Genomic DNA, 26254 nt, shown 5'->3' with positions numbered 1-26254 from the left:
TTTTTGGTTAAATATCGTTGGAGTGCATTATGAATATTTCTCAGGCAGCCGAGGCAACTGGGCTGACCAGCAAAACCATCCGTTTTTACGAACAACAGGGGGTTATTCCTCCCGCTGCGCGTGCCGCGAACGGCTATCGTATCTATAGTGAGCAGCAACTGGATATGCTCCGTTTTATCAAGCGATCTCGGGATTTGGGGTTCTCACTCGATGAGAGTCGCGCACTGTTTGCGCTGTCCCAAGATCCCACCCGCACCAGTGCTAGCGTTAAGCAGAAAGCTGAGCAGCAGATCCAGCGGATCGATCAGCAGATTGAGTCATTGCAGCAGATGCGGGCTTTATTGGAAACGGCTGTCAGTGAGTGTCGTGGCGATGAACAGGCGGACTGCCCGATTCTGGATCAATTGAATGGTATGACGGACGAGTCTGTCTGTGGGGGTAAAGCATGAACTATATGCAATGGGCCTTGGTTGGTCTGGGATTGTCTGTTAATGCGTACGGGGCTGATCCGGTATGGCTGAAGGATAAAACCGAGCAGTCTTATTCTATTAGCGTCTATCGCAGTGCCAGTTGTGGTTGCTGCAAGGGCTGGATTAGTCATTTAAAGGCGCACAATTTTACCGTCAATGATGTGGTTGTCAGTGATGTGACTCCCCATAAACAACGTTTAGGGGTGCCCGTCAATGGCGCCTCCTGTCATACCGCCGAAGTGAATGGCAAGGTGATTGAGGGGCATGTGCCTGCACAGGATATTAAACGTTTGCTGGCGACGGAGAATCATATTCGCCTATTAACAGTGCCGGGAATGCCGTCGGGAGGTCCCGGTATGGATAGTGATGGAGCGCCTAAAGATGCCTTTACGGTTTACGCTATTGATGAGCAAAACAGGGCCGGGAGTTATCATGAATATGCTGATGACTAATAGAACCGTGGCCACTTTGCTGTTGAGTCTGGCGCTGTTGACCGGTTGTGGTGAAACGGAAGTCACCGTTGATGGACGCTGGTATAGCCCGTCACAGGTCGTAAATGGCAAAGCATTATTTGCCGATAATTGCGCCGAATGTCATGGTGCTAGCGCCGAAGGCACACGGAACTGGCAGACACCCGGTGCGGATGGTGCCTACCCGCCTCCACCGTTAAATGGTTTGGGGCATGCGTGGCACCATCCTCTCAAAGGTCTAAAACGCGCTATTCAGCAAGGCGGTGTGTCGTTGGGCGGTTCGATGCCCGGCTTTGAAGGCAAGCTGTCAGATGCGGATATTGAAGCGTTGATTAGCTTCTTCCAGAGTCAATGGCCGGCAATGACCTATCAGGCATGGCTTGATCGTGGTGGATTGAGGTAAAGCTATTCTGCAGGGCCATCTCAATGGCCCTACTTTTTACATAAAAACGGCTCGTTGATCTTGCGTGGATTGATCAGAATACGTACAGTAGCGGGCCTTACCGAAAACTCGGTACTTTCATAGGTCTCATACATGGGCCCGTAGAGGCCAGGTATCGGCCGGTAATGGAATAGAACGATGGTTGAAAAAGTATATCTGAGCGCACAGGATCTACTGGAAGATTCCTTCAGGTTGGCGCTGGAAGTCTATAATAGTGGCTTCCGTCCTGATTTTATTGTGGGTGTCTGGCGCGGCGGTACGCCGGTCGGTATCGCAGTACAGGAACTATTGGATAATCTTGGGGTGCAAACCGATCATATTGCTATTCGCACATCGTCTTATTCGGGTATTGGTACCCGCGAGAAAGAGGTGCGAGTGCATGGTTTGGATTACCTTGTGCGGAATGTCAATCAAACCGATTCATTATTGATTGTTGATGATGTGTTTGACACCGGTTTGAGTATCAAAGCCGTTATCGATACGTTGAAAGATAAAGCGCGTTTGAATGCACCCCATGATATTCGCATAGCAACACCTTGGTTCAAGCCAATCAATAATCGGACCGATCTAGAGCCCGATTATTTTCTGCATCAATCAGACCGTTGGCTGGTTTTCCCCCATGAACTTAAGGGGTTAAACAAGGAAGAGATGCTGGCTAATAAGCCGGGTCTAAAAGAAATATATGAGGAGTATGGAATCTGACATCCTAAGTGGATAGCGGATTTCCTAATGCCGAAAAATGAACCCTGAGCGTGGATATAACGGCGAGGATTTTTCTTTGCTTAAAATATCTACAAATGCCAATGAATGCGGTATAATGCCGCGCATTTTACGCCCCTAACATTCGAGTGAAGAAATGTCTGACTTATCACACTACCGTAATATCGGTATTTTCGCCCACGTAGACGCGGGTAAAACTACCACGACCGAACGTATCCTGAAGCTGACAGGTAAAATCCATAAGACAGGTGAGGTTCACGATGGTGAGTCCACTACCGACTTCATGGAACAGGAAGCTGAGCGGGGTATTACTATCCAGTCAGCGGCGATCACCACGTTCTGGAAAGATCACCGTTTTAACGTTATCGATACTCCGGGACACGTTGACTTCACTGTTGAAGTATATCGTTCTCTGAAAGTTTTGGATGGCGGCATCGGCGTATTCTGTGGTTCTGGCGGTGTTGAGCCTCAATCAGAAACTAACTGGCGTTATGCGGATGAATCGGGCGTTTCCCGTATCATCTTCGTTAACAAGCTTGACCGTATGGGTGCTGATTTCCATCGCGTTGTAGATCAAGTTGAAAATGTATTGGCGGCTAAGCCTCTGATCATGGTGTTGCCTATTGGCCGTGAAGATGACTTCGTCGGTGTGGTTGATCTGCTGACGCGTAAAGCGTGGGTTTGGGATGACACCGGTCTGCCTGAAAACTTCGAAATCAAAGACATCCCTGCTGACATGGTAGAAGATGTTGAGATGTACCGTGAACAGTTAATCGAAACGGCTGTCGAGCAAGACGATGATCTGATGATGGCTTACATGGATGGCGAAGAGCCATCGATGGAAGATATCAAGCGTTGCATCCGTACCGGTACTCGTGAGTTGGCGTTCTTCCCAACTTACTGTGGTTCTGCATTCAAAAACAAAGGTATTCAGCTGATTCTGGATGCGGTGGTTGATTACCTGCCGAGCCCAACAGACGTTATTCCACAAGATCTGACCGATGAGTTCGGTGAGCCAACCGGTGAAGTCGCTACGGTTTCTACTGATGAGCCTTTCCGTGCCCTGGCATTCAAAATCATGGATGACCGTTTCGGTGCGCTGACCTTTATCCGTATTTACTCGGGTAAACTGAAGAAAGGCGACACAATTCTTAACTCGTTCACAGGTAAAACTGAACGTGTTGGCCGTATGTGTGAAATGGAAGCCGATGAGCGTAAAGAACTGGATTCTGCTCAAGCCGGTGACATCATCGCCATCGTCGGTATGAAGAACGTACAAACCGGTCATACGCTGTGTGATCCTAAGCACGAATGTACCCTTGAAGCGATGATCTTCCCTGAGCCGGTTATCTCCATCGCCGTGACACCTAAAGATAAAGGTGGCGCTGAGAAGATGGGTATTGCGATTGGTAAAATGGTTGCAGAAGATCCTACCTTCGTGGTTGAAACCGATGAAGATTCTGGTGAAACCATCCTGAAAGGTATGGGTGAGCTACACCTAGATATCAAAGTTGACATCCTCAAGCGTACCTACGGTGTTGAACTGATTGTTGGTCAGCCACAGGTTGCTTACCGTGAGACTATTACTCAAGCGATTGAAGATAGCTACACGCACAAGAAACAGTCAGGTGGTTCTGGTCAGTACGGTAAGATCGATTACCGGATCAAGCCGGGCGAGCAGAACAGTGGTTTCACGTTCTCTTCTACCGTTGTCGGTGGTAACGTACCGAAAGAATTCTTCCCGGCTATCGAGAAGGGCTTCAAGAGCATGATGGAAACAGGCCCACTGGCTGGTTTCCCTGTGTTGGATGTTGAAATTGAACTGTTCGATGGTGGTTTCCACGCGGTTGACTCCTCTGCGATTGCGTTTGAAATCGCATCTAAAGGTGCGTTCCGTCAGTCCATGCCTAAAGCGGGTCCTCAGCTGCTTGAGCCAGTCATGAAAGTTGACGTGTTCACTCCTGAAGATCACGTGGGTGATGTTATCGGTGACCTTAACCGTCGTCGTGGCATGATCGCGGGTCAAGAAGCGGCAGGTTCCGGTGTACGTATTAAAGCAGACGTGCCTCTGTCTGAGATGTTCGGTTATATCGGACACCTGCGTACGATGACTTCCGGTCGTGGTCAGTTCTCTATGGAGTTCGCGCACTACTCAGCATGCCCAGCATCGGTTGCTGAGAAAGTTATCGCTGAAGAAAAAGAGCGTAAAGCTAACAAGTAATCGTTAGCTTGCGTTAATAAAAAGGCTCGCATTATGCGGGCCTTTTTTGTGCCTGACTTAAAGCCGTGTTAGGGCATTATAAAAAACAAAAAAACCGCCGCGGCGGTTTTTTGCTGTTTACCGTCGGAGCTTGTCAGGCTATAACGATAACCGCTTATCATCCGCGGCCATCAATCGAATATCATGACTACTGATGACAATAATACGTTGAGACCAACGCTGCCGTAGGCGCTCGAGAATGCGTTGACTGCGCTCGGTATCAATACCCGCGGTGGGTTCATCCATTAAGATGACCGAACGATCGAGCAACAGTAAGCGCGCTAATCCGAGGCGTTTTAGTTCGCCGCCGGACGGTAGCTGCGTGCCAGCGCCTAGCCAAGTATCCAGTTGTTGCGGGAGCTGTTTAGCCCAGTCGTTTAGCTCGACTGTTTGTAGTGCCTGCCAAAGCTGTGCATCGCTGAAATCATGATGTAAACAGAGATTAAAGCGGAGTGTGCCCTGCAGTAGGCTGACCTGCTGAGGCATCATGGCAACTTGATTCGCTGTTAGGCCGGTATAGGTCATCTTGCCCTGTTGTGGCTGTAATCGACCGGCAAGCAGTTGTAGTAGCGTGGTTTTGCCTTGACCACTGGGGCTAGTTAGCCAATACCAATGATCGGCGTCTAGCGTTGCGTTGAAGTCGGATAGCGTGGCGGCTTGGCGGGAAGGGTAGCGATATTGAACCGCTTGCATAACGATGTGTGGTTGATGATGTTTAGGTTCGTTGAACAGACGTAGATCGCGCTGCGGTTTGGCTGGGCTGAGTTGATCGATCCGCTCTAATGCTTTATAGCCCAACGCAAAGGCGGCCAGTGCGCTACTGCCCGTAACAATGACTTCCTGTACACCGAGCGTCAGCAATAACAGCATGAATACCAGCGTGCCGGCCAACTCGCCTGCGGCTAAGCCGTTGAGTCCCTGCCATAAAACCAGTAATAGCATGGCGGCGTGTACCAACTGATTGATGATCAGTACTTGCTGTCGTGCATTGCTGGTTTGTTGTTCGGTGGTATCGGCTAGGTGGGCGCTATCGGTTAATGTTTCCCCTTGATGTGAGAGTCGATCGAACAGAATCAAGGTGCGCAGATTGCTAAACAGCGAGTGAGCGTCACTCCATTGCCGATTACGTTGTTGATGAAGATTGTTTTGCGGTTGTAAAACCCGTTGTAGATAGAGCATGGGTATCAGGACCACCGAGATGAATACCGGCAGTATTAACCAGAGCGCAAGTGAGGGTAAGAATAGCGCGATAGTGGCGAGGTAAAGCAGGCTACTGAGTAACATAACGAACCCGGGTACCAGCGCTGAGAGGTAGAGCGCTTCGGCGTGACGAATATCGTCCAGTAAGCGGCCGCTGGCTTCATGGCTGTTGAGGGGTTGTTCCTGCCAATTATGGCGTGCCAAGGCGGCAAACATATCGCTACGGAGGTGTGAGATAACGCGGAAGGTGGCTTCATGGGTGGCTAATCGCTCACCGTAACGGCCGAATGTGCGGCTAATCGATAAGCCACGTACAACCGCGCCAGGAGCGAAATAGTTAAAGCCGTGAGCGGCACTAAGGGTGAGTCCGGCGACTGCGGTGGCGCTGATAAACCAGCCTGACACCGCCAGTAAGGCGATACCTGAGAGGGCGGTAATGATGGCTAGCAGTAACCCCAGCGAAGCCATGCCTCGCTGCTGCCATAATAGCTGAAAATAGCGTGTTACGAGTTTAGGCATGGGGAGCCTCCGAGGATGGATCGGCGCTGAGTTGAATGATTTGATCAAACTGAGTGATGGCATCTCGATGGCTACTGATCAAGACGATGCCACCATTGGCGGTGAACTGCTGTAAGCCTGCCATAAAGGCATCGGCGTTATCTTGATCTAGATTGGCGGTGGGTTCATCTAGCAAAAGCAGATCTGGCTGATGTAAAAAGACTCGCGCTAGGGCGATACGTTGTGCTTGTCCGCCGGAAAGGAAGCCGCCACTATCACTGATCTGATAATCGAGTTGTTTCGGTAGTTCGGCGACTAAATGATCGGCGCGGGCCTGTTTAAGGGCATCAAACAGTTGCGCATCGGTGAAGCGGCGACCCAAGCATAGGTTATGACGAATGCTGTCGAAGAGTAGCTCTGGTTGTTGAGCCATATAACCGATTCGTTGTTGCCAGTGCGGATTTTGATAGACATTAATCGCACTGTTATTCACCTCTAGCTGCCCCGCAAGCGGCGGGAGTAGACCTGCAAGGGTATCCAAGAGGGTACTTTTACCGATGCCGGATGGGCCGCTTAAGAGTGTAATTTGACCGCGCGTTAGGCTAAAGCTATGGGCTTGACCAATGGGACTGTCGGCATAGCCTGTTTGCAATTTTTGCAGCGAAACCTCGGTGATTTCACCGCGAGGCAACGGTCGGCTATCAGCAGGTTGAGTTGGTGGTTGCTGTTGCAGTAGTTTGAGTAGATGGTCGGCGACACTGCTGGCATCGGCGCGCGCATGATAGAGCGTGCCGAGTCGGCGTAGGGGGAGATAAAATTCGGGAGCCAGCATTAGCAGAAAGATACCGTGGCTAAGAGAGAGAGTATCCAGCCACATGCCGATTTGATATTTATCGAGATAGAGTAAGCCGAGATAGACCGCCACCATGGCGATACTGATCGCACTGAAAAACTCCAGTAGTGTGCCGGAGAGGAAGGCGAGCCGCAAAACCTGCATGGTTGAGTGACGAAACTGCTCGGATTGACGAAACAGGTGTTGCTGCTCTTCGGCACAGCGGTTGGCCAGTTGCAGGGCTGAAATACCCTTGATGCGATCTGCTAGCAGATTGCCTAATCGGGTCAGCTCCGTCAGGTTACGTTGGCTGGCATCGGCGGCTTTATGGCCAACAATAATCATAAACAGCGGGACTAACGGCGCCGAAATAGCGAGTAACAGAGGTACCAACCAGCCGCTCCAGAAGCAGGCGACTATGATCATCAGCGGTGCCAGCATCGCTAGCCGCTGTTGTGGTAAAAATTCAGCAAAGTAATCACGCGTGCTATCGATCTCGTTGCTGAGCAGATTGCTAAGCTCCGCATGACTGAAATGCTGTTCTAGTGTCAGCTGCAAGCTAGCACAGTGCTGCAGCACTAAGGCACGTAATTGGTTGCGCACATTGATGCTGGCGCGATCGGCTAAGCGGGTTTGCCACAGGGGTAAAAGTGCTCGTAGTGTTAATAAAGCGGCGAGTAGCAGCCATGCCTCCGATTGCCAATGGCTTGGCTCGGCGGCATAAACCGCGCTATTAATCAGTAACGCGATGAGCGCCGTGATCCCGATGGTTGCGCCGGTTTGAAGCATTCCAAGCAGTGTTAACCAGCGATTTTCTCGGCGACTCATTTTTCCGGCGAGGCGCAGTAACTGCTGACCATCGCGACACTGTTTTAGCATGGAGATGTTGATTTGGCTCATGAGTGGCGGCCTCTATCAAGAAGGTACTGGTAATGTGGGGTGGTGCTTGTCATTATTGACATATTTTAGCCATAACTGACGGTAAGGAGTATCACCATGGTCAAAGCCAGTTGGTTGAAAACGATGCGTAACGTGCTGGATAGCTATACCTCTCCGGCGGTGTTGATTGATGCGGATTATAATGTTGTTGCCACTAATACGATTTATGATTTTCGCTTTGGCTCGTTGGATGGCCGTAGTTCGGCTAAATGTTACTTTCTTTCCCATGGTTATCAACGTCCCTGTGATCTTGAAGGGGAAACGTGCCCGATGCAGGAAGCGCGTGATAGCGGCCATCGCGCCAGTGTACTGCACATACATAACACGCCTAAGGGCAAAGAGCATGTCGGCATTGAAACCATTCCGATCACCGATGATGACGAGCAAGCCTACTTTATTGAGCTGATGACCCCTATTCGTGAAGTCAGCGCCGAGCCGATCGCCAATAAAATGATCGGTCGGAGTCGCGCCTTTAACGAGATGGTTGATCTGATTCAGCGAGTCGGCAAGACGGATACCAATGTGTTGTTGATGGGGGCCTCTGGAGCCGGTAAAGAGTTGGCGGCACAGGCGATTCACTCTGTCAGCACTCGCTCGGATAAACCATTTGTCACGGTGGAATGCTCTGGCCTGACGGACAGTTTGTTTGAGAGTGAGCTGTTCGGTCATGTCAAAGGTGCGTTTACCGGCGCGATTAGTTCGCGCACGGGGTTGGTCCGATCGGCTCATGGGGGCACCTTGTTTCTTGATGAAGTGGGTGATGTGCCGCTGCATCAGCAGGTTAAGCTGTTGCGTTTGATTGAAACAAAAACGTTCCGTGCGGTCGGCGATAGTAAGGCGGTGGCGGCTGATTTTCGGCTGGTGTGTGCTACCCATAAAGACCTGCCGTTGATGGTCGAGCGAGGTGAATTCCGAGAGGATCTGTTTCATCGTATCAGTACCTTTCCTATTCGCTTGCCATCGTTGTCTGAACGACGGGATGATTTGCCATTACTGGTGGAAAGCATTTTGTTGCGTATCGAAGATAAATCCCCGTTACGCTTGAGTGATGCTGCTTTGCAATTACTGGCTCAGCAACCTTTTAAAGGCAACATCCGCGAACTGAAGAATATACTCGAACGGGCGGTTGTGTTGCGTCATGATGATCTGATCGGGGCTGATATTATACAGCGCAGTTTGAGTTTGATGTTGCTGCCCGATAAGGACTTGAAAAAAGCCGAAGGATTGACTCAGCTAGCGATGCAGGGCCTCAGTTTAGAGCAGCTAGAGCAGCGTTATCTTGACGCGTTAATGCAAATCTACCCAGATAAAGGGCGTGTTGCTGAGATTGCTGGTTGTAGTCTACGAACGCTATATCGCAAACTGGAACAGTGAAACCCCTATTCCAGTTTGCTATTGATACGGCGTTCACGGAGAGACTATTCAGAGTCGTCCATATGATTTTCCAGCCACATCGCATTGATAATGCCAAAGCTGCAGGCCAGAAGAACACCAAGAATCCAGGCGAAATACCACATATTGTGCTCCTTTAAGACTAGTAGTTGGAAACGTTGTTCTGTTCAATAAACTCCGGCTCGATTCGACGCCACATTTTCACATAGCACCAAATGGTGTAGAGCAAAATGATCGGAACAAAGAGCACGGCGACCCAGAGCATAATTTCCAGCGTGAGTTGGCTAGAAGTGGCATCCCATAGGGTAAGACTGCTCGCCATATCGCTTGAGGATGGCATAACAAACGGAAACAGTGTGACGCCAGCTAGTAAAATGATTGCGGTTATACTCAATGAACTGCTTAGGAAAGCCAGACCAAAGCGTCCACCTCGGGCCAGCACGCTGGTCAGTAGAGGCAATGCCAGAGCGATCAGCGGTAGGCACCAGAGCAGCGGGTAGAGAGCGAAGTTACCAAACCAGTCTGCACTTTGAACCACGGTTTTGCTCAGTGGGTTTGAGCTAGCATTGGTAATAATATCGCTGCTGATGCTATAGCCAGGGATGGCGCTGTATAACCAGAAGCCAGCAATAAGCAGTAGCGCGCTGAGGATGACCCCAGCAAGCCCAGCAACCGCCTGACTACGTTGCTGTATCGCACCGCCTGCTCGCATCTGCAACCAGACCGCACCGTGCTGCACTAACATCATCACGCTCACCAAGCCGCAGACGATCGCAAATGGGTTTAGCAACGCCCAGAACGAACCGGTGTAGGTTGAGCGAGTCAGTTCGTCAAAGCTAAACGGAACACCCAAGAAGAGATTACCGAAGGCGACGCCAAACACCAATGCGGGAACGAAGGAGCCAAGGCAAATACCTAGATCCCAGTTGTTACGCCAGCGATTGCTGGGCATTTTGCTACGATATTCAAACCCTACAGGGCGGAAGAATAGCGCAAACAAGACGAGTAACATAGCCCAGTAAAAGCCGGAGAAGGCGGTTGCATAAACCAGCGGCCATGCGGCAAAAATGGCGCCGCCAGCCGTAATTAGCCAAACCTGATTGCCATCCCAGTGTGGTCCAATGGTGTTAATCATGACCCGTCGTTCGGTATCATTTTTACCGAGTAGAGGTAGCAGCATCGCGACCCCTAGGTCAAAGCCATCAGTGACAGCAAAACCGATGAGCAGTACGCCCACTAAAAGCCACCAGACTAAACGCAAAGTTTCATAATCAAACATGCTGAGCTTCTCCTAGTTTCTCATGATGATAGCGGCCTGTTTCAAGGGCGCTTGGACCTTTACGGACATACTTAATCATCAGGAACACTTCAATACAGAGGAAGAATGTGTAGAGGGTTGCAAAACCCGCAATACTCATCCATAGATCGGTTTCGCTGAGGGTAGACGTGGCCACATAGGTTGGCAGGATTTCACCAATCGCCCATGGCTGACGGCCAAACTCGGCAATGAACCAGCCAGTTTCTACCCCAATCCATGGCAATGGCAGGCAGAGTAGCGCTAGCTTAAGCAACCAGCGGGTTTTATATTCACGTCGACGGGCGGTGTAATAAAACGCAGCGGCAAAGGTGAACAGCATAATAACGCCGACACCGACCATGATGCGGAAAGTCCAAAACATCGGTGCAACCTTCGGAATAGTATCTCGGGCAGCCATTTTAATTTGCGCTTCGGTGGCATCGCTGACATTCGGCGTAAAGCGGGTCAACAGTAGGCCATAACCGAGGTCATCGCTGACGGCACTGAAAGCTTCTCGGTTAGCCGGGGTATCATTGCCATTACGTAGCTCTTGAAGCAGATCATAAGCAACCATCCCCTTGCGAATACGAGCTTCGTTCATGGCTATTAGATCTTTAATACCAGTGACCTGTTCATCGACTGAACGCGTAGCGATGAGCCCCAGTACCCAAGGAATCCGCACCGCATAATCGGTGACTTGCTCTTCTTGATTAGGCAGACCGATAAGGGTGAAAGCCGCGGGTGCTGGATGGGTTTCCCATTCAGCCTCAATCGCCGCCAGCTTAACTTGTTGCACCTCACCGACTTCATAGCCACTTTCGTCACCCAAGAGGATTACCGACAAAATGGAGGCCAGTCCGAACGCTGAAGCGATAGCGAAGGAACGACGAGCGAAGGCGACATCGCGATTGCGCAATAAATAGAAAGCACTAATCGAAAGCACGAACATCGCGCCGGTGACATAGCCAGCAGAGACGGTGTGGACAAATTTAACTTGCGCGACGGGGTTGAAGATAACCTCGGCAAAGCTGTCCATCTCCATACGCATCGTTTCAAAATTGAAATAAGCGCCGACGGGATTTTGCATCCAGCCGTTGGCAATTAGAATCCATAAGGCTGAGAAGTTTGAGCCGATCGCAACCAGCCAGGTGACCCCTAGGTGTTGAACCTTATTGAGTCGATCCCAACCGAAGAAGAATAGACCGATAAACGTCGATTCGAGGAAGAACGCCATCAGACCCTCGATCGCCAACGGTGCTCCAAAGATGTCGCCAACATAATGGGAGTAGTAGGCCCAGTTGGTGCCGAACTGAAACTCCATCGTCAGTCCGGTGGTAACGCCGAGAGCAAAGTTAATACCGAAGAGTTTGCCCCAGAAGCGGGTCATATCTTTATAGATCTGTTTACCGGTCATCACATAGACCGATTCCATGATCGCCAGCATAAAGGATAGCCCCAGCGTGAGGGGCACAAAGAGAAAGTGATACATCGCGGTGAGGGCAAATTGCCAGCGCGATAATTCGACAACCGTTTCAGAAACCATACTTTAATACCTTCATTGGTTCGGCATTCTAGCGAAATAAAGCCCGAAGCGTGCAGCACACAGGGCCCAGCGACTCAAGCTATAACGTTATTACAGCAAATGCTGTACCAAACGTGTTAAAAATTATAAGCGATTGTTTTATATGTTTTTATTATGAAAGGGTGAGTCGTTAACAAACCCTTCTTCGCAGGTTTTGTCATTATGACGCAAAAAATGACAAAACTGCTGTGACATAAGGCCGCAGGCGGTTTTAAGACAAATATGACGCAGTTCTTTAGCTAACTGCTGCCGCGCGATATGGGGTAACGGTATGGGCTGATCTGTCTTAAGGGCTATATATAGCATATTATGCTGCCTTTCTGAAGCAGCCTTAAGTGCTTAACCTGTCTGTTGTTGGTTGCTTTTCTCTGTCATCGTTCATGACCTTTTTGACAAAAGGGGGCCTTTGGTTTGCCTGAAGGGGGGGATGATCTTGCAGTGGATTCTTTAATCTATTAAATCGTTTTTTTCGCACTATCAACAGCATGGTTTTTTGAGATATACCGCGAACCCATCGCGGTTTAGACGGGTGGGCGAGTCGTTGATATCTTTAAATGAGTCGCGTGAGACCGCACGGATTGATGACAGCGAGATAAAACCTCGCTGCTGAACTTAATGAGTGAGTAGCTCTACTATCTGATTTGAAGGCTTCGGTTTGTAAAAGTAGTAACCCTGGAAGCTCGTACAGCCGATCTGTACTAGTCGGTTTAACTGCTCGGCGGTTTCGACACCTTCCACAACACAGTCGATGTCGAGTACCTTACTCATCGCGACTATCGCCTCAATAATCGCTTTGTTTCGTTTAGAGGAGGTCAGACTCTGCACAAACGAGCGATCAATTTTGATTTCATCGATATCAAGGTCTTTCAGATAGCTAAGCGATGAATAGCCCGTGCCAAAATCGTCTAGCGAGACCTGAAAGCCCATCTCTTTCAATAGCGCTATATTGCGAATGGATTGGTCTATATCAGACATCAACACATCTTCGGTAATCTCGAGTTTAATGCTGGCGGGATCGATGCCTCGTATATCGGTTACCTGTTTCAGTGATGTGACTAAGTTAACATCCTGAAGTTGTGATGCTGATAGGTTTACAGACAACCCCAGCGCCGGACTCATTACCTTAATGGTTTTGAACTTTTTTAAGGCAGTATGATAAATAACCTGGCTTAGATCGTTAATTAATCCGGTTTCTTCTGCCACTTCAATAAACTTCTGAGGAGAGACCTGTCCAAGAATAGGGTCATGCCAGCGGGCCAGTGCTTCTAGGCCGCAAATGATTGATTCTTTACAGACCTGCGGCTGGAAGTGAACATCGATCTGGTTTTCTTTGATGGCAACGCGCAGACGATTTTCGATCTCCATGTTTTCCATGAGGTGTTCATGGTGAGCAGGCGAGAATATCTCAAAGCGGTTTTTACCCCGCTTTTTTGACTGAAACATGGCGATGTCGGCATTACGAATTAGTTCGGCGATGTTATGCGCATCATCGCCATAGATACTGACCCCCATGCTGGCCGTTATGCTAAGTTCACGGCCATTGATCAGAAAGGGTTGTTTCAGTGACTTTAGGTGTTTTTTGCAGAATGTATCGATTCCAATGTGGCTGTCGGAGACTTCAATTGCTATGATGAATTCGTCTCCCCCCCAACGGGCTATTGTATCGGCTTCACGACAGGTTGCCCTTATCCTGTCGGCAATGGCCACCAGAAGCAGGTCGCCTATTTGGTGACTTAGGGTGTCATTAATACGCTTGAATCCATCAATATCAATGAATACAACACAGAGCTTCTTCTTATGATTGATCGATACGAGGTGTTGCAGGCGTTCATTAAACAGCGTGCGGTTTGCCAGCGACGTCAAATCGTCATAGTAGGCTAAGGTTCTCAGCTTCTCTTTAACCCGTTCCTGGGCAGTGAACTCCGAGAACATACCGATATAATGCGTGACTTCGCCCCAACTATCTCTTAGCGCTGAGATGGATAACCATTCCAGATAGGCATCGCCATTGCGTTTATTATTCCATATCTCTCCTTGCCAGGTGCCCTCAGTTTCGATTGTTTGATACATTTCTCGGTAGAAATCAGGGCTCTGTTTTCCTGAGCTAAGGATGGAGGGAGGGTGTCCAAGCACTTCATGGGAGTCGTATCCTGTGACTTGCTCGAAAGCTGTGTTGGTATATTGAATTCGCTTGTCTGGGCCGGTAATCATTACCCCGATAGGGGTGCATTCGATAATTTTTTCAGCAACAGAAAGGCCGTTTCGTCCTACCTGCTGCTGGGTTACATCGCGGCCTGTAAGAAATATACGGCTATTTGCATGGTGTAGTTGCCATTCCAGGCAGAGCAAAGCCGCATCCTCGGCCTGAATTTGCTGTAATATCGTCGGATGGTGCTGATGCGTGTTTTGCTCAAGCTGGTTAAACAATTGCTCTATTTTCTGTTGTATAGACGCTACGCCATGCAATGTTGATATCTGCCTGAATGCCGCATTGGTGTGGTGGATGGCTTTGTGCGAATCAAGTTCCGCAATAGCAAAAGGCAGTTTGTTCCATAGCTGAACATGTTGGCTATGATGTTTTTTCAGTTTCAGGCTGGCCATATAGAGGCGCTGGGCCTGACGTCGCTCAAATAGTAGTAAAGCAATCGTGGCTAACAACAAGCCAAGGATAATGTTGTCTAGGTGAAGTGCGCTAATTCCAGAGTAGTCTTGTATATGCTGTGAGTCCTGCTGAAAAAACAGAAATTGCTCTGTCATAATTGAAACGATAACGAGTAGGCCGCAAATGATAGCCAACCGTCGAATTCTTTTTTGCATTAGATAAAATCCCTTTCAGTTCTTATGCTTATGGCATTAAAGATAGTGTCATATTCACTCATCTCTCCTTATTGATTCTGTCTGGACCAGAATTGAGATGAGAGTTCGGAAAAGTTCTGAGAAACGGCTAACATACGCTGACTGGTTGCCGCAGTTTGTTCAACTGCCGACAAATTCTGTTCAGACATGTCTCTAATATTGCAGACGCTGCGGTTTATCTCATCGGCCACTGTACCTTGTTGTTCAACCGCAATAGCAATCTGGGTATTCATATCGCTGATGAGTTCGATTGAGTTGTAAATTGCGTCCAATGTGTTGACCGTGACCTCATTCTGGTTAACGCACATGCTGGTTTTGATCTGTCCCTGCTCCATTGTGAGCACCGCTTTACCGGCACTGGATTGGAGCTTTTCAATCATTTCTCGGATCTCTTCTGTTGATGTTTGGGTTCTATTGGCTAACAGTCGCACCTCATCGGCAACAACGGCAAAGCCGCGTCCGGCATCGCCTGCCCGGGCCGCTTCAATTGCCGCATTCAGAGCTAGTAGGTTGGTCTGCTCGGCAATGCCACGAATCACCTCAAGAATAGTATTGATACTTTTGCTGCCATTTTCTACATCCGCAATAACACTGACAGCCTGCTCAATCTCTTTTTTAAGGTCTTCAATGGCAAGCATGCTCTCATTAACAACGTTCTTTCCTTGTGCAACTTCGTTCAGGCCGTTAGTCGCTGCCTCGGAGCTGTTTTGAGCGTTACTTGCAACCGCTTGAATACTGGTCGACATTTGGTTGACTGCGGCGGCGACCTGGTCGGTTTCGGCAAATTGCTGGCGAACACCAACCTCTGACTGGTTGGCCGCAGAACTGAGTTCGGATGAACCCTCGGTCAGCGTGCTGGCCGAATCAGATATGCGACCGACCAATGCGCAGGATTCGGATTGAAGCATTTTTATCGCCAGCTGTATCTGGCCGATATCGTCGCTGCGACCAGCATAAACATACTGTGCGACGGGGTTGGTGACGATCTGTTTAGCTTGTTGCGATAACCGGCGTAAGGGGGCGAAGACAAAGCAGATAAGTGCAGTGGAGAGGAGTAGCGCAATGAAAAGAGCAATGAGTAGTGTTGATGGTAGTTCGACAAAAAAGCTGCTGGTAACGAGTGCAAAAAAGAATGGAAGGTAGAGGCTAAGTAGTGTTCGGGTTAGTAATGAGGGGGTTTTTATAATTTGTCGGGGCTTTTTCCCCTGCATCAAGCTGGGGTAAATCTTTTTAGCGCGGTCCACATGCTGAGGGTCAGGTTTTCGACGAATTGACTGGTATTCGGCTATCTTTCCATTTCGTTCTATCGGTGTCACGTAAGCGTCCACCCAGTAGTGATCACCATTTTTGCAGCGGTTTTTAACGATCCCCATCCAGGATTGACCGTTTTTTACCGTAGACCATAGATCGCTGAAGGCGGCCGGAGGCATATCTGGGTGGCGCACCGTATTATGATTTTTGCCTATTAACTCGCTAACGTCAAAGCCGCTGAGCTGAATGAAATCCTGATTTACGTAGGTGATAGCGCCTTTTGCATCGGTCGTTGAGAGAATATTGAGATTGCTGTCATATGGCACTTCATAATCAGTAACCGGAAGGTTCTTTTTCATCAATAGTCTCTATGTTTATTGTTAGTATGATAGATATTGTTCGAGTGCTTCACCTCAAACCGTACAAATAGTGTGTATATTAATATAGCGAAACGGAGTATTGATTTCTACTTGGTTTTATCAGTTTTATTATGGACTTATCTAATGGATACCGCAGTCTGTTGGTTCAGTAAGGTAATCGCCTAGGAGTCACTCGGTTATAACAATGACCTTGATATGAGGTTTATTAGGGAAGACGCTATTTCACTTGAGTGAGATAAATCGCCAGCAGATCGATATTAAGTGGCTTGTGAAACACGTTGGCGACATAGGGTAGGATTGACGGCAGGTTTTTTTAACTCTTCTGAGTCGTAGGCTGTGGTTATGATCAGGGTTGGTTGTTCGTGATCGAGTTGCTAGTGGATCGCTTCAATTATTTGAAATCCGTTCATATTTGGTATGTTGAGATCGGCAAGCAGTATATCGGGAGGTGCTTTGCCTACGCGAATGGCTGCTTCAAAGCCGTCTGTGGCTTCCGCAATCTCTGCATTGGGAAAAACGGATAGGATAATGCGGGCTAGCAGGCGTGAAGCCGCTTTACTGTCATTGACAATTAGAAATGTTTTCATCCTGTTATCTGGTGATGATGCAGTGCTTGAGTGATCCTGTGATAGATTAAGATTGTGCAGTGCATGAACCGATTTTGTGGATAGGCGGCGATGCTCTCCGGATGTTTTCCAGGATTCTATCCGCCCACCTTAAACCCCTAATTGTACCGTGCGGATACATACACCTAGAACTTTGGCAGCCTGTCCCGTTGTATAATATTTTGTTATAGGCTGCCTTACTTGCTCGTACGCATATCAAATAACATATCTGGACAAAAACAGAATAAAAAGCTGATGGGTTATTAAGTTGTCATTTATCAGTTAACCATAGACGCTTTAAACAGCACGCATCTTAGCGTATTTATTGGTTGTATAACGTCTGCAGGCTTATTTGATTACGGTGTGCGGTGATAGGCATTGAGCGTGGCTCGATATGATTATCGAGCCATTATTGACAGGGCATGAAAGCCTTAAACTTGCTGTTCATTGATACTCAAGGCGATCGCTTCGGCGATTTTAATGCCATCGATCGCTGCCGACATGATACCGCCGGCATAACCCGCTCCTTCACCAGCGGGATATAAACCGCGGGTGTTGATACTTTGCATGTCGTAGCCGCGCTTGATCGATACTGGCGATGAGGTACGGGTTTCGACTCCTGTCAGCAGAGCGTCATCTTTGGCAAAGCCTTTAATCTGTTTATTAAACTCAGGGATCGCTTCGCGAAGTGCCTCGATACAGAAATCGGGCAGGGCTTGGGAGAGATCAGTCAACTTTATACCGGGCTTAAATGAAGGCTGTACATCACCGAGTTCTTCAGAAGAGCGGCCTTTTAGAAAATCGCCCACTTTTTGCGCCGGCGCATCGTAGTTTTCGCCGCCCATGAGGTAGGCATTGCTTTCCAACTGCCGCTGAAAATCCATGCCAGCTAACGGGTTGCCGGGATAATCAGATGGATCGATACCAACGACAATGGCGCTGTTAGCGTTGCGTTCTTGACGCGAATATTGACTCATGCCGTTCGTCACCACGCGGCCCTCTTCAGAGGAGGCTGCTACCACGGTACCGCCGGGACACATGCAGAAGCTATAGACCGAACGCCCACCTTTACAGTGATGTACCAGCTTGTAATCCGCCGCCCCAAGAATGGGATGGCCGGCATTTTTACCGAAGCGAGCGCGATCGATCAGTGATTGTTCGTGTTCGATACGAAAGCCTACCGAGAACGGCTTGGCTTCCATATAGACACCCTTATCGAGCAGCATCTGAAAGGTATCGCGGGCGCTATGACCGATCGCAAGGGCGACATGCTTAGAGTGGATGGTTTCACCGCTGGCGAGGGTCACGCCGGTTAGCTGTCCGTCTTCAATATGCAGATCATCCACTCGAGCGCTGAAGCGAATTTCGCCGCCCATCTCGATGATCTTGGCGCGCATTTTTTCGACCATCGAGACGAGTCTGAAGGTGCCGATATGGGGTTTGCTGACATACATGATCTCTTCCGGAGCCCCGGCTTCAACAAACTCACTCAGTACTTTACGGCCATACTGCTTGGGATCTTTAATCTGTGTCGATAGTTTGCCATCGGAGAAGGTACCGGCACCGCCTTCACCAAACTGAACATTGGATTCGGGGTTGAGTTTCTTCTGTCGCCAAAAGCCAAAGGTGTCTTTGGTACGCTCGCGAACTGCTTTGCCGCGTTCAATAATCAGTGGCTTATAGCCCATTTGTGCCAGTACCAGCCCCGTTAACAGACCACAAGGACCAAAGCCGATCACCAGAGGACGCTCTTCAAGGTGGGTGGGCGCTTGGGCTACAAATTTGTATTCCATATCCGGTGTTTGACGGATCGATTGATTGCTCGCATGTTGAGTCAGTAAGGCCGTGTTAATGGTGGTTTCAATATCGAGGGTATAGATCAGAAAGATAGTATTCTTTTTACGCGCATCGTAGCCACGACGGCGAATTTCAACGCCGACTAACTGTGCTGCGGTGATATCAAGGGTCGTTAGGATCGCATCGGTGAGGGCTTGCTCGTCATGATCAAGAGGCAGTTTAATATTTGAAACACGTATCATTGAAATATCCGGTATTAACGAGCAAAACAAGCGGCTCAGGGTTACTTAGTTAGAGTAAAGGCGCGATTTTACTGTATTTCCGAGAGAACTGCTGCAGTGTTTAAGTATGGGGGATACGAGAATTCCCTGTGATCGGTGAGTTGCGTGCTGCAGTGATCGTCAGTGGATCCTGAGTCATGTGCATTGTGATGCCTTTCAGGCTAATAGATGGGGTTTGAAAGCGCATCAGATGACGATGAATCAGTCAGGATTGCTTGTTAAAACAAGCAGGCTCTATAATCATAACGATATACAGGGATTTTGGGGATAACAACGGCTGATGTTGAACGTTTATATGGAATCGAATCTCAAAAGTGATCGCATCGGTCAGGGAGTCATCGTCTATGGCTGAGTCCTCTTCAGTAAACTACGGCCAAAAGGTTCGGCAGTTTATCGAGCATCGGCCAACTATCGCCTGGATTATTCTGTTTATCTCCTTAGTGCTAACCGGCTTGGCTTGGTATATCTCTGATAGTGCAGTGAAGCAACGAGCCGGTGAGCGTTTTCAGTTTCAGGCGCATGATGTTCGCACGGCTATTGAACAGCGTATGCAGGAATATGCCATGGCCCTACGTGCAGGTATAGGCCTGTTTAACGTTGCGAATGACCTTAATCGTACCGATTGGAAAGCGTTTACGGATACGCTCGATCTACAGGAGCATTTTCCCGGTATCCAAGGGTTGGGTTATGCCGTCATGGTGACCGCGGATAACCTGACCGCCCATCAAAAAGCGATTCGGGCCGAAGGGTTTTGGGATTATCGTATCAAGCCGCAGGGGGATCGAGATCTCTATAGCGCGATTGTTTACCTTGAGCCATTTGATTGGCGAAATCAGCGTGCATTTGGCTATGATATGTATTCCGAACCGACGCGACGTAAAGCGATGGACATTGCTCGCGATACCGGTGCTCCCGCGGTTTCTGGACGCGTTACCCTAGTACAAGAAACGGAAGAAGATATTCAGTATGGTTTTCTGATGTACTACCCATTATACCGCGTAGGCGAACCCATCGAGACCGTTGTGCAGCGGCGACAAGCACTCGTGGGTTATGTGTTTAGTGCGTTTCGAATGGGTGATCTGATGTATGGTATTTTGGGGGCTGATCAGGGCAACATAGATTTTGAAATCTATGATGGCTCGCAGGCGTCCACCGATACCATTCTGTACAACAACGTGCCCGGTGTTAAAACGCGTCTCGGTGCTGAAAATAGTCAACTGACGTTTGAGAGTCTTGAGGTTCTCGATGTGGGGGGGCATAACTGGAGTTTGTATCTCTACAGTCGTCCGGGTTATCTGACGGGGGCTGAAGCGAGTCAACCCACGATTGTGGCGATCTGTGGTTTGGTGGTAGATCTGTTGCTGTTCTTGATTGTTGCTAATTTGTCTTCCTCACAAAAAGCGGCTCAACGATTGGCTAAAGCGATGACTCATGAACTGCGAGTCAGCGAAGAGCGGCACCGATTGCTATTTAGCAATGCTGGTGTCGCGATGCTGTTAAGTGATCCGGATGATGGCAGGATTATCGATGCCAACGTAACGGCATTGAGATTTTATGGCTATCAGATCGATATGTTTAAGCGCATGACGCTGGACAGTTTGTCCTCAACGATGTTGAGGCACAGCAGTCAACAATCTTGGATTCGCGTAACGCATCGACTGGCTAACGGAGAAGCACGGGTTGTTGAGCTGCATAATGGCAAAATTGAGATGGCGCATAAGACCGTCATTCTTTCGATTATCATCGATGTAACCCGCCGACAGCAGGCCGAAGAAGCTCTGAAGGCGAGTGAACGACGCTATCATGAAGTGTTTGAACTAGCCCCCGTACCGATGATGTTGCTTGATCGGGCGAGTGCGCAGTTTCTGATGATCAACCATGCGGCTGAGGTGCATTATGGCTACGCCCGCGATAAGTTTCAGCAAATGGTGCTGACGGATATTGCCGTGGATGGTAGTAGCTTACGCGGGTTAATAGCGACTCATCTGCCGCAAGAATCGGTTCACCGTAAGCAGGATGGCAGTGAGGTGCGTGTCGAGCTGACTGCTCGCCCTATTATTTATCAGGATAAAGAGGTCATTATCGTTGCCGTGGTGGATGTGACTGAGCGAGCTAAAGCGTCTGAAATACTCGAGCAAGCTCGTCAGCAGGCGGAAGCCGTGAGTCAATCTAAGAGTGAATTTGTCGCCAATATGAGCCATGAGATTCGTACGCCTATGAACGCTATCGTAGGCTTGAGTCAATTATTGACGGAGTTTGATCTACCCGATACGGCGCGCGATTATATTAAACGGATGTTTAATGCATCGCGCACGCTATTGAGTTTGCTCAATGATATATTAGATTATTCAAAAATGGATGCTGCTCGGCTGGAACTTGAACAGATCGAGTTCTATCTGGAAGAGGTGGTGACTCGGTCTATTGACCTGTTTGCGATCGAGGCGCATGAAAAGGGTTTGCGTCTCTATCTTGATCTCCCCGCGCACCTGCCTGCCAAGGTGATCGGGGATCCCTTAAGGCTAGGGCAGATCCTCAATAACCTAATTGGTAATGCGGTTAAGTTTACCGAGCAAGGCGAGATTCTGGTGACAGTGGCTGCGGTCGTTGAAGGGGATCAAGTACGGTTGAGCTTCCGCATCAAAGATACTGGCTTAGGGGTGCGACAAGATCAGATTCCATTATTGTTTGATTCTTTTTCTCAGCTTGATGCATCGACGACACGCAAATATGGAGGCACGGGACTTGGACTGGCAATTTGTCGTTCACTGGTGACATTAATGGGTGGCACTATCGAAGCGAGCAGTGTCTTTGGCGAGGGGAGTGAGTTTAGTTTTACTGTCTTAGTCGGTGCCTCAGGGAGTGAAAGTCTAATCTCAGGGACGTTAGCAGGCGTTGCTATTGTGATGGTTGATACGCAGCCTACCGGACAACGTATCACCTACGATCTGCTGCACTCTTTGGGCGCGACTGTGACGGTCGTCAGCACCGAACGCGAAGGATTGAATTCGCCGGCATTGGGTCGCGCCGATTTGATTATGTTCGATAGTAGTAGCCGTAGTCATTGGCCCGCATTGTCTGCCGACCTTAAACACCGCGATGGCACCTATCATGTCTTGTTAATGATTAATTCCGATGAGAGTGCGGCGGAACTCATTGGTAATATTTCACAGCCGGATGCGGTCATCGTTAAGCCGATAACGCCGAGACGTTTATATAACGGGGTGCTACGTAGTCTGGGACGCGCATTTAAACCGAGCATGAAGTATCTACCCGGCTTAATACACAGCTACGCGAGTAAAAAAATTCTGCTGGTGGAAGATCAAGAAACGAATCAGTTAGTGGCTCAAGCGATGCTAGAAAAACTGGGTTTAAGCGTTGATCTAGCGAATGATGGGTTACAGGCTTTAGCGTGTTTGGCAACGACCACTTATGATTTGGTGTTAATGGATCTGCAAATGCCTAACTTGGATGGTCTAGAGGCAACCAAACGTTATCGGGCAACGGAGCCTGAGGGACAGCATCTGCCGATTATTGCGATGACGGCAGCGATTTTGGATGAAGATAAAGCGGCATCGATGCAGGCCGGAATGGATGGTTATATTGTTAAGCCGATCGAGCTGCAACTATTGTCTGTCACCCTGCAACGTTATCTTCACAGCGCAGACGAGATGCGTGTTAATGATGCGCTCGGCATGGCTGAATTATCAGACGTTAATGATGCTGAAGCGTGGATTGACTTTGCCAAACTGAAACAACGCTTAGGTGATAATGATGGGGCTTTGCAGCGACTGTTACGCGCATTTAATGACGACCTTCGTCATCTGGATGCGCAATTATTACCCGCAGAGATTGCCGCTACTTCTCCGAGTGGGTTGCGTCAAACCTTACACTCATTGAAAGGGATTGCTGGCAATGTTGAGGCACTACCGTTGCAACGTAATGCGGCCTTACTTGAGCAACGAGCGCGAGAGCAACATCGACTAGATGCCACCTCATTAGAGCATCTGCAATCTATCATCAGTGACACACTCGAGAGTTTGCAGCCTTACGTACAGCAAGCTGAAGCACAACAGAGTACCGATCTTAGCCAAGATGATGCGGCAGAATTGACTCAATTGTTGAGTCAGATATGTTATTTGATCGAACAGCATCGCTTGCTGCCCGTGGACCTGATTGTAAAACTCGAGACATATGTGCATTTTAACGGCCTTGCTTGGCTGTCAGGGCTAATTAAAGCGATCAATGGCTTTGATTATCCCAATGCACAACAGATTATCCATACTCACTGGCAGAAAAACGATAACCTAGAAGAAGGTGTGGAACATTAGCCGCTCGTTCAAGCCGGTGCTTGGTAAAGGTTAATGGGGCTGATAAAGTAACCGTTGGTGTCGGCGAATTATATTTATGGGCTGATATACAAAAGAGAACTGATTGAGTTGCTAAATATGGCCAAATCTTTCATTCAGGCAGGCTATCAACAGCAGAGCGCAGCAACATCTTTAGCTCGCGTGCTTGTTGTTGATGATGAACTAACAAATTTGAGATTGATGGGGGATCTATTAAGCCCCTACTATGAAGTACTCATTGCTCGCAGTGTGGCAGAAGCTCGAGACGTCTTGCAAAAACAGATCCCTGATCTATTGCTGTTAGATGTGATGATGCCGGAAGTTGATGGTTTCAGTTTTTGTCGCGAGCTCAAAGAAAACAACGATACCCGTAACCTTCCAGTGATCTTTGTGACGGCGTTACATGATGAAACCGATGAATTGAAAGGGTTGCAGTTGGGCGCTGTCGATTTTATTCATAAGCCCATTTCTGCGCCGATACTGCTGGCAAGAGTACATACTCATTTAGAACTCAAGCGGCGTACTGATATGCTGGAGCAGCGGACGCTGATCGATGCTCTGACTGGCGTGGGTAATCGCCGTGCGTACGATCTTATTTTAGAGGCCGAATGGCGGCGATTGCAGCGTAAACAAAGTTGTTTATCCATGTTGATAGTCGATATCGATCAGTTCAAGCTATATAACGATTGCTTCGGTCACCGACAAGGGGATGAGTGCCTACAGAAAATCGCACTTGTCTTGAGTAACGTCATCAGTCGCTCGTCAGATCAATTGACCCGTTATGGCGGTGAAGAGTTTGCGCTGTTGCTGCCCGAGACACCACTAAAAGGTGCCGTCGCCATAGGGGAAAGAGCGATGCAGGCGATTCGAGATTTAAACCTTCCCCATGCTCCCGATACCTATCATAGCCGCGTGACGGTTAGTATTGGGGTTGCTTGCCTGTATCCAAGTGATAAGGCGTCCCCTGAAACTCTGTTTCTGAATGCAGATGAGCAATTGTATGAAGCAAAAAATGCCGGCCGGGATCGGATCTGCTTTCATCCCGAGTGAGGTAATGCCGATGAGTCGGACGATTAACAATCGCACAGTGGTGATGGATGGGGTAGGGCACTGTTAATTATTGCGGCATCGTGAGGCTGCATGAAGTGGCATACTATGTTGAAGGAAAATATGTGAAGAAGTTTGAGCTTAACTTGGATGCACTGATCGTGCTGGTATTGTTGTTTGTGTTATCACTGGGGGTCAATTTTACCCTCTATCGGTTGTACTCCAGCGAAACCAAAGCCAACGTTAAAATGCAAATTCAAGCTCAAGTGGATCAGCTTAACCTAGCATCCATGCGAGCCTATATTAACAAGCTGGAAACAGCAGAATAATCGATTCATTTAGCATAAGGCGGTAATATGGAGAGTCAGCTTGGTGTTTTTCAGCGGCAATTGAGTCAATTATTGAAAGACCCCGTTGGTTTGTCTTCCGTCGGTACTCAGACAGCGAAAACGATCAGTCAGCGACTTGAATCAGCGGTCACTATGACGGCCGTGACCCCGCAAGAGAATCCTTTGAGTGAATCATTACGGCAAGTGGCGAACAGGGTTAATGATCTGCCCCGTCAACTACAGCCGCTGGTTAATTCATTCTTCGATATTGCCGATGACTTAACCTGGTTTCAACGTGCGGCCGTGAATCAACCTGACTTCATGGCGGGCCACGCAAACGCAGAGATTATCGGTCCAAGAGGGCTGGCAGTGGGTGACGGTATAACGGTTGGCGTCACCTTGATGCAGCCGGACTTAACCTACCCCGACCATCATCACCCACCCGAAGAGATCTATCTGGTATTGAGTGAAGGCCTTTGGTGGCAACAAGGTCAACCTTGGTGGTCGCCAGACATCGGGGGGTATGTCTACAATCCTGCCAATATTGTTCATGCGATGCAGTCGTTGGATAAACCGTTATTCGCCATCTGGTGTTTCAAGGACTAAGCGTCTGTTTTGCTTAATCGTCAGTCACGGCTTTGCTGAGGGGTATCTCGTTTGAGACGAGGTTAATAATCTGCTCACGTAGCCATTGATGCGCCTTGGAATGATGGGTTATTTTGTTCCAGTAGAGGCAAACCTCAAAATCGCTATTAAAAGGTGGCTCTTTGAGCGCCATTGAGTTACCGATGAGTTGCGCTTAACGTTCCGGTAGTGTCAGTAGCAGGTTGGTATTGGCGATAATAGGCACAGTATTCGCGACACTTGGCAGGCAGGGTAATGTTCAACTTAGCCTCCTGCAACCCGGGTGTATTTAGATAAAAGGGTTTCCAGCCCCCTCATAACGAATTTCTACATGCTTAGCCTCGAGATAATCAGCTTCAGTCAGCGATTGTTGAGCCAATGGATGCGTGGTGGACATTAAACACATAACGATCTTTGAATAGCACCCGCCGATAGAGAACTTCGTAACCCCACACCGCCGGTGATAGCAGCAGGTCGCACTGACCACGTTGCAGTTGCTGATGGCCATTTACCTGCGATTGAATAAAGGGGGAGGAGCGTAGCGACGAATAATCGAACCAGGTTCGTGTTCCGAGCTGCGATAATCCAGACGCAAAAAAGCCCCACTATGAAGTGAGGCTTTTTCAACTAAATAAA

19 protein-coding genes are annotated in these 26254 nt (G+C 48.8%); 10 read left to right on the top strand and 9 right to left on the bottom strand.

Going from position 1 to position 26254, the window contains the following annotated elements; translation table 11 throughout:
- Positions 1–29 precede the first annotated feature (29 nt).
- The 5 genes from cueR to fusA all read left to right on the top strand — a co-directional run bounded on the left by cueR (position 30) and on the right by fusA (position 4323).
- A complete protein-coding gene (gene cueR / locus Q4488_RS02895) occupies positions 30–449 on the top strand; it encodes a Cu(I)-responsive transcriptional regulator (protein WP_303578959.1) in 420 nt (139 codons plus the stop codon).
- Entirely contained in the window at positions 446–922 is a 477-nt protein-coding gene (locus Q4488_RS02890) for a DUF411 domain-containing protein (RefSeq protein ID WP_303578958.1), read from the top strand. The genes cueR and Q4488_RS02890 overlap by 4 nt, the downstream gene beginning before the upstream one ends.
- Positions 903–1343, top strand: a complete 441-nt coding sequence (locus tag Q4488_RS02885; RefSeq protein ID WP_303578957.1) for a cytochrome c — start codon at positions 903–905, stop codon at positions 1341–1343. Before Q4488_RS02890 ends, Q4488_RS02885 begins: the two co-directional genes overlap by 20 nt.
- Positions 1344–1520: 177 nt before the next feature.
- Positions 1521–2084 (top strand): phosphoribosyltransferase, encoded by a 564-nt coding sequence (locus tag Q4488_RS02880; protein WP_303578956.1) that lies wholly within the window; start codon positions 1521–1523, stop codon positions 2082–2084.
- Between the two features lie 154 nt (positions 2085–2238).
- Positions 2239–4323 (top strand): elongation factor G, encoded by a 2085-nt coding sequence (fusA, locus tag Q4488_RS02875; protein ID WP_303578955.1) that lies wholly within the window; start codon positions 2239–2241, stop codon positions 4321–4323.
- A gap of 138 nt (positions 4324–4461) precedes the next feature.
- Here fusA and Q4488_RS02870 read toward each other — a convergent pair whose 3' ends face one another.
- Together Q4488_RS02870 and cydD are read right to left on the bottom strand one after the other, a co-directional pair.
- The gene (locus tag Q4488_RS02870; protein ID WP_303578954.1) at positions 4462–6081 is read right to left on the bottom strand and encodes an amino acid ABC transporter ATP-binding/permease protein; all 1620 of its coding nucleotides are present in this window, start codon (positions 6079–6081) and stop codon (positions 4462–4464) included.
- Positions 6074–7792, bottom strand: coding sequence for a thiol reductant ABC exporter subunit CydD (cydD, locus tag Q4488_RS02865; protein WP_303578953.1), 1719 nt, complete (start codon positions 7790–7792; stop codon positions 6074–6076). Before cydD ends, Q4488_RS02870 begins: the two co-directional genes overlap by 8 nt.
- 96 nt (positions 7793–7888) lie before the next feature.
- Here cydD and Q4488_RS02860 point away from each other — a divergent pair, with 96 nt between their 5' ends.
- Positions 7889–9205, top strand: a complete 1317-nt coding sequence (locus Q4488_RS02860; protein WP_303578952.1) for a sigma-54-dependent Fis family transcriptional regulator — start codon at positions 7889–7891, stop codon at positions 9203–9205.
- 44 nt (positions 9206–9249) lie between these two features.
- Here the strand turns inward: Q4488_RS02860 and cydX are convergent, their stop codons facing one another.
- From cydX to Q4488_RS02825, 7 genes are all read right to left on the bottom strand, one after another.
- Positions 9250–9348, bottom strand: coding sequence for a cytochrome bd-I oxidase subunit CydX (gene cydX, locus Q4488_RS02855; protein ID WP_303578951.1), 99 nt, complete (start codon positions 9346–9348; stop codon positions 9250–9252).
- Positions 9349–9365: 17 nt separating this feature from the next.
- On the bottom strand, positions 9366–10502 hold the full coding sequence (cydB, locus tag Q4488_RS02850) for a cytochrome d ubiquinol oxidase subunit II (RefSeq protein ID WP_303578950.1): 1137 nt from the start codon (positions 10500–10502) through the stop codon (positions 9366–9368).
- Positions 10495–12063, bottom strand: a complete 1569-nt coding sequence (locus Q4488_RS02845; protein ID WP_303578949.1) for a cytochrome ubiquinol oxidase subunit I — start codon at positions 12061–12063, stop codon at positions 10495–10497. Before Q4488_RS02845 ends, cydB begins: the two co-directional genes overlap by 8 nt.
- 651 nt (positions 12064–12714) lie before the next feature.
- Positions 12715–14703 carry a bifunctional diguanylate cyclase/phosphodiesterase gene (locus Q4488_RS02840; protein WP_303578948.1) on the bottom strand — a complete coding sequence of 663 codons (1989 nt, stop codon included), beginning with the start codon at positions 14701–14703 and terminating at the stop codon, positions 12715–12717.
- 284 nt (positions 14704–14987) lie between these two features.
- Positions 14988–16568 (bottom strand): PAS domain-containing methyl-accepting chemotaxis protein, encoded by a 1581-nt coding sequence (locus Q4488_RS02835; RefSeq protein WP_303578947.1) that lies wholly within the window; start codon positions 16566–16568, stop codon positions 14988–14990.
- 395 nt (positions 16569–16963) lie between these two features.
- A complete protein-coding gene (locus tag Q4488_RS02830; protein ID WP_303578946.1) occupies positions 16964–17176 on the bottom strand; it encodes a response regulator transcription factor in 213 nt (70 codons plus the stop codon).
- A 449-nt stretch (positions 17177–17625) separates the two neighbouring features.
- On the bottom strand, positions 17626–19233 hold the full coding sequence (locus tag Q4488_RS02825; protein WP_303578945.1) for an NAD(P)/FAD-dependent oxidoreductase: 1608 nt from the start codon (positions 19231–19233) through the stop codon (positions 17626–17628).
- Positions 19234–19616: 383 nt separating this feature from the next.
- On the opposite strand from Q4488_RS02825, the gene Q4488_RS02820 reads away from it, so the two are divergent.
- The 4 genes from Q4488_RS02820 (at position 19617) to Q4488_RS02805 (ending at position 25600) form a co-directional block, all read left to right on the top strand.
- A complete protein-coding gene (locus Q4488_RS02820) occupies positions 19617–23600 on the top strand; it encodes a CHASE domain-containing protein (RefSeq protein WP_303578944.1) in 3984 nt (1327 codons plus the stop codon).
- 117 nt (positions 23601–23717) lie between these two features.
- Complete coding sequence (locus Q4488_RS02815; RefSeq protein WP_303578943.1) at positions 23718–24668, top strand: diguanylate cyclase; 951 nt, start codon at positions 23718–23720, stop codon at positions 24666–24668.
- Positions 24669–24790: 122 nt separating this feature from the next.
- The gene (locus Q4488_RS02810; protein ID WP_303578942.1) at positions 24791–24994 is read left to right on the top strand and encodes a hypothetical protein; all 204 of its coding nucleotides are present in this window, start codon (positions 24791–24793) and stop codon (positions 24992–24994) included.
- 27 nt (positions 24995–25021) lie between these two features.
- Positions 25022–25600 (top strand): dimethylsulfonioproprionate lyase family protein, encoded by a 579-nt coding sequence (locus Q4488_RS02805; RefSeq protein ID WP_303578941.1) that lies wholly within the window; start codon positions 25022–25024, stop codon positions 25598–25600.
- The last annotated feature ends 654 nt before the right edge of the window (positions 25601–26254 follow it).

The sequence above is a fragment of the Amphritea sp. 1_MG-2023 genome, from assembly GCF_030547545.1.
GTDB lineage: Bacteria > Pseudomonadota > Gammaproteobacteria > Pseudomonadales > Balneatricaceae > Amphritea.
The sequence above is the reverse complement of the archived record's forward strand: the minus strand, read 5'-3'. Positions and strand labels throughout refer to the sequence as shown.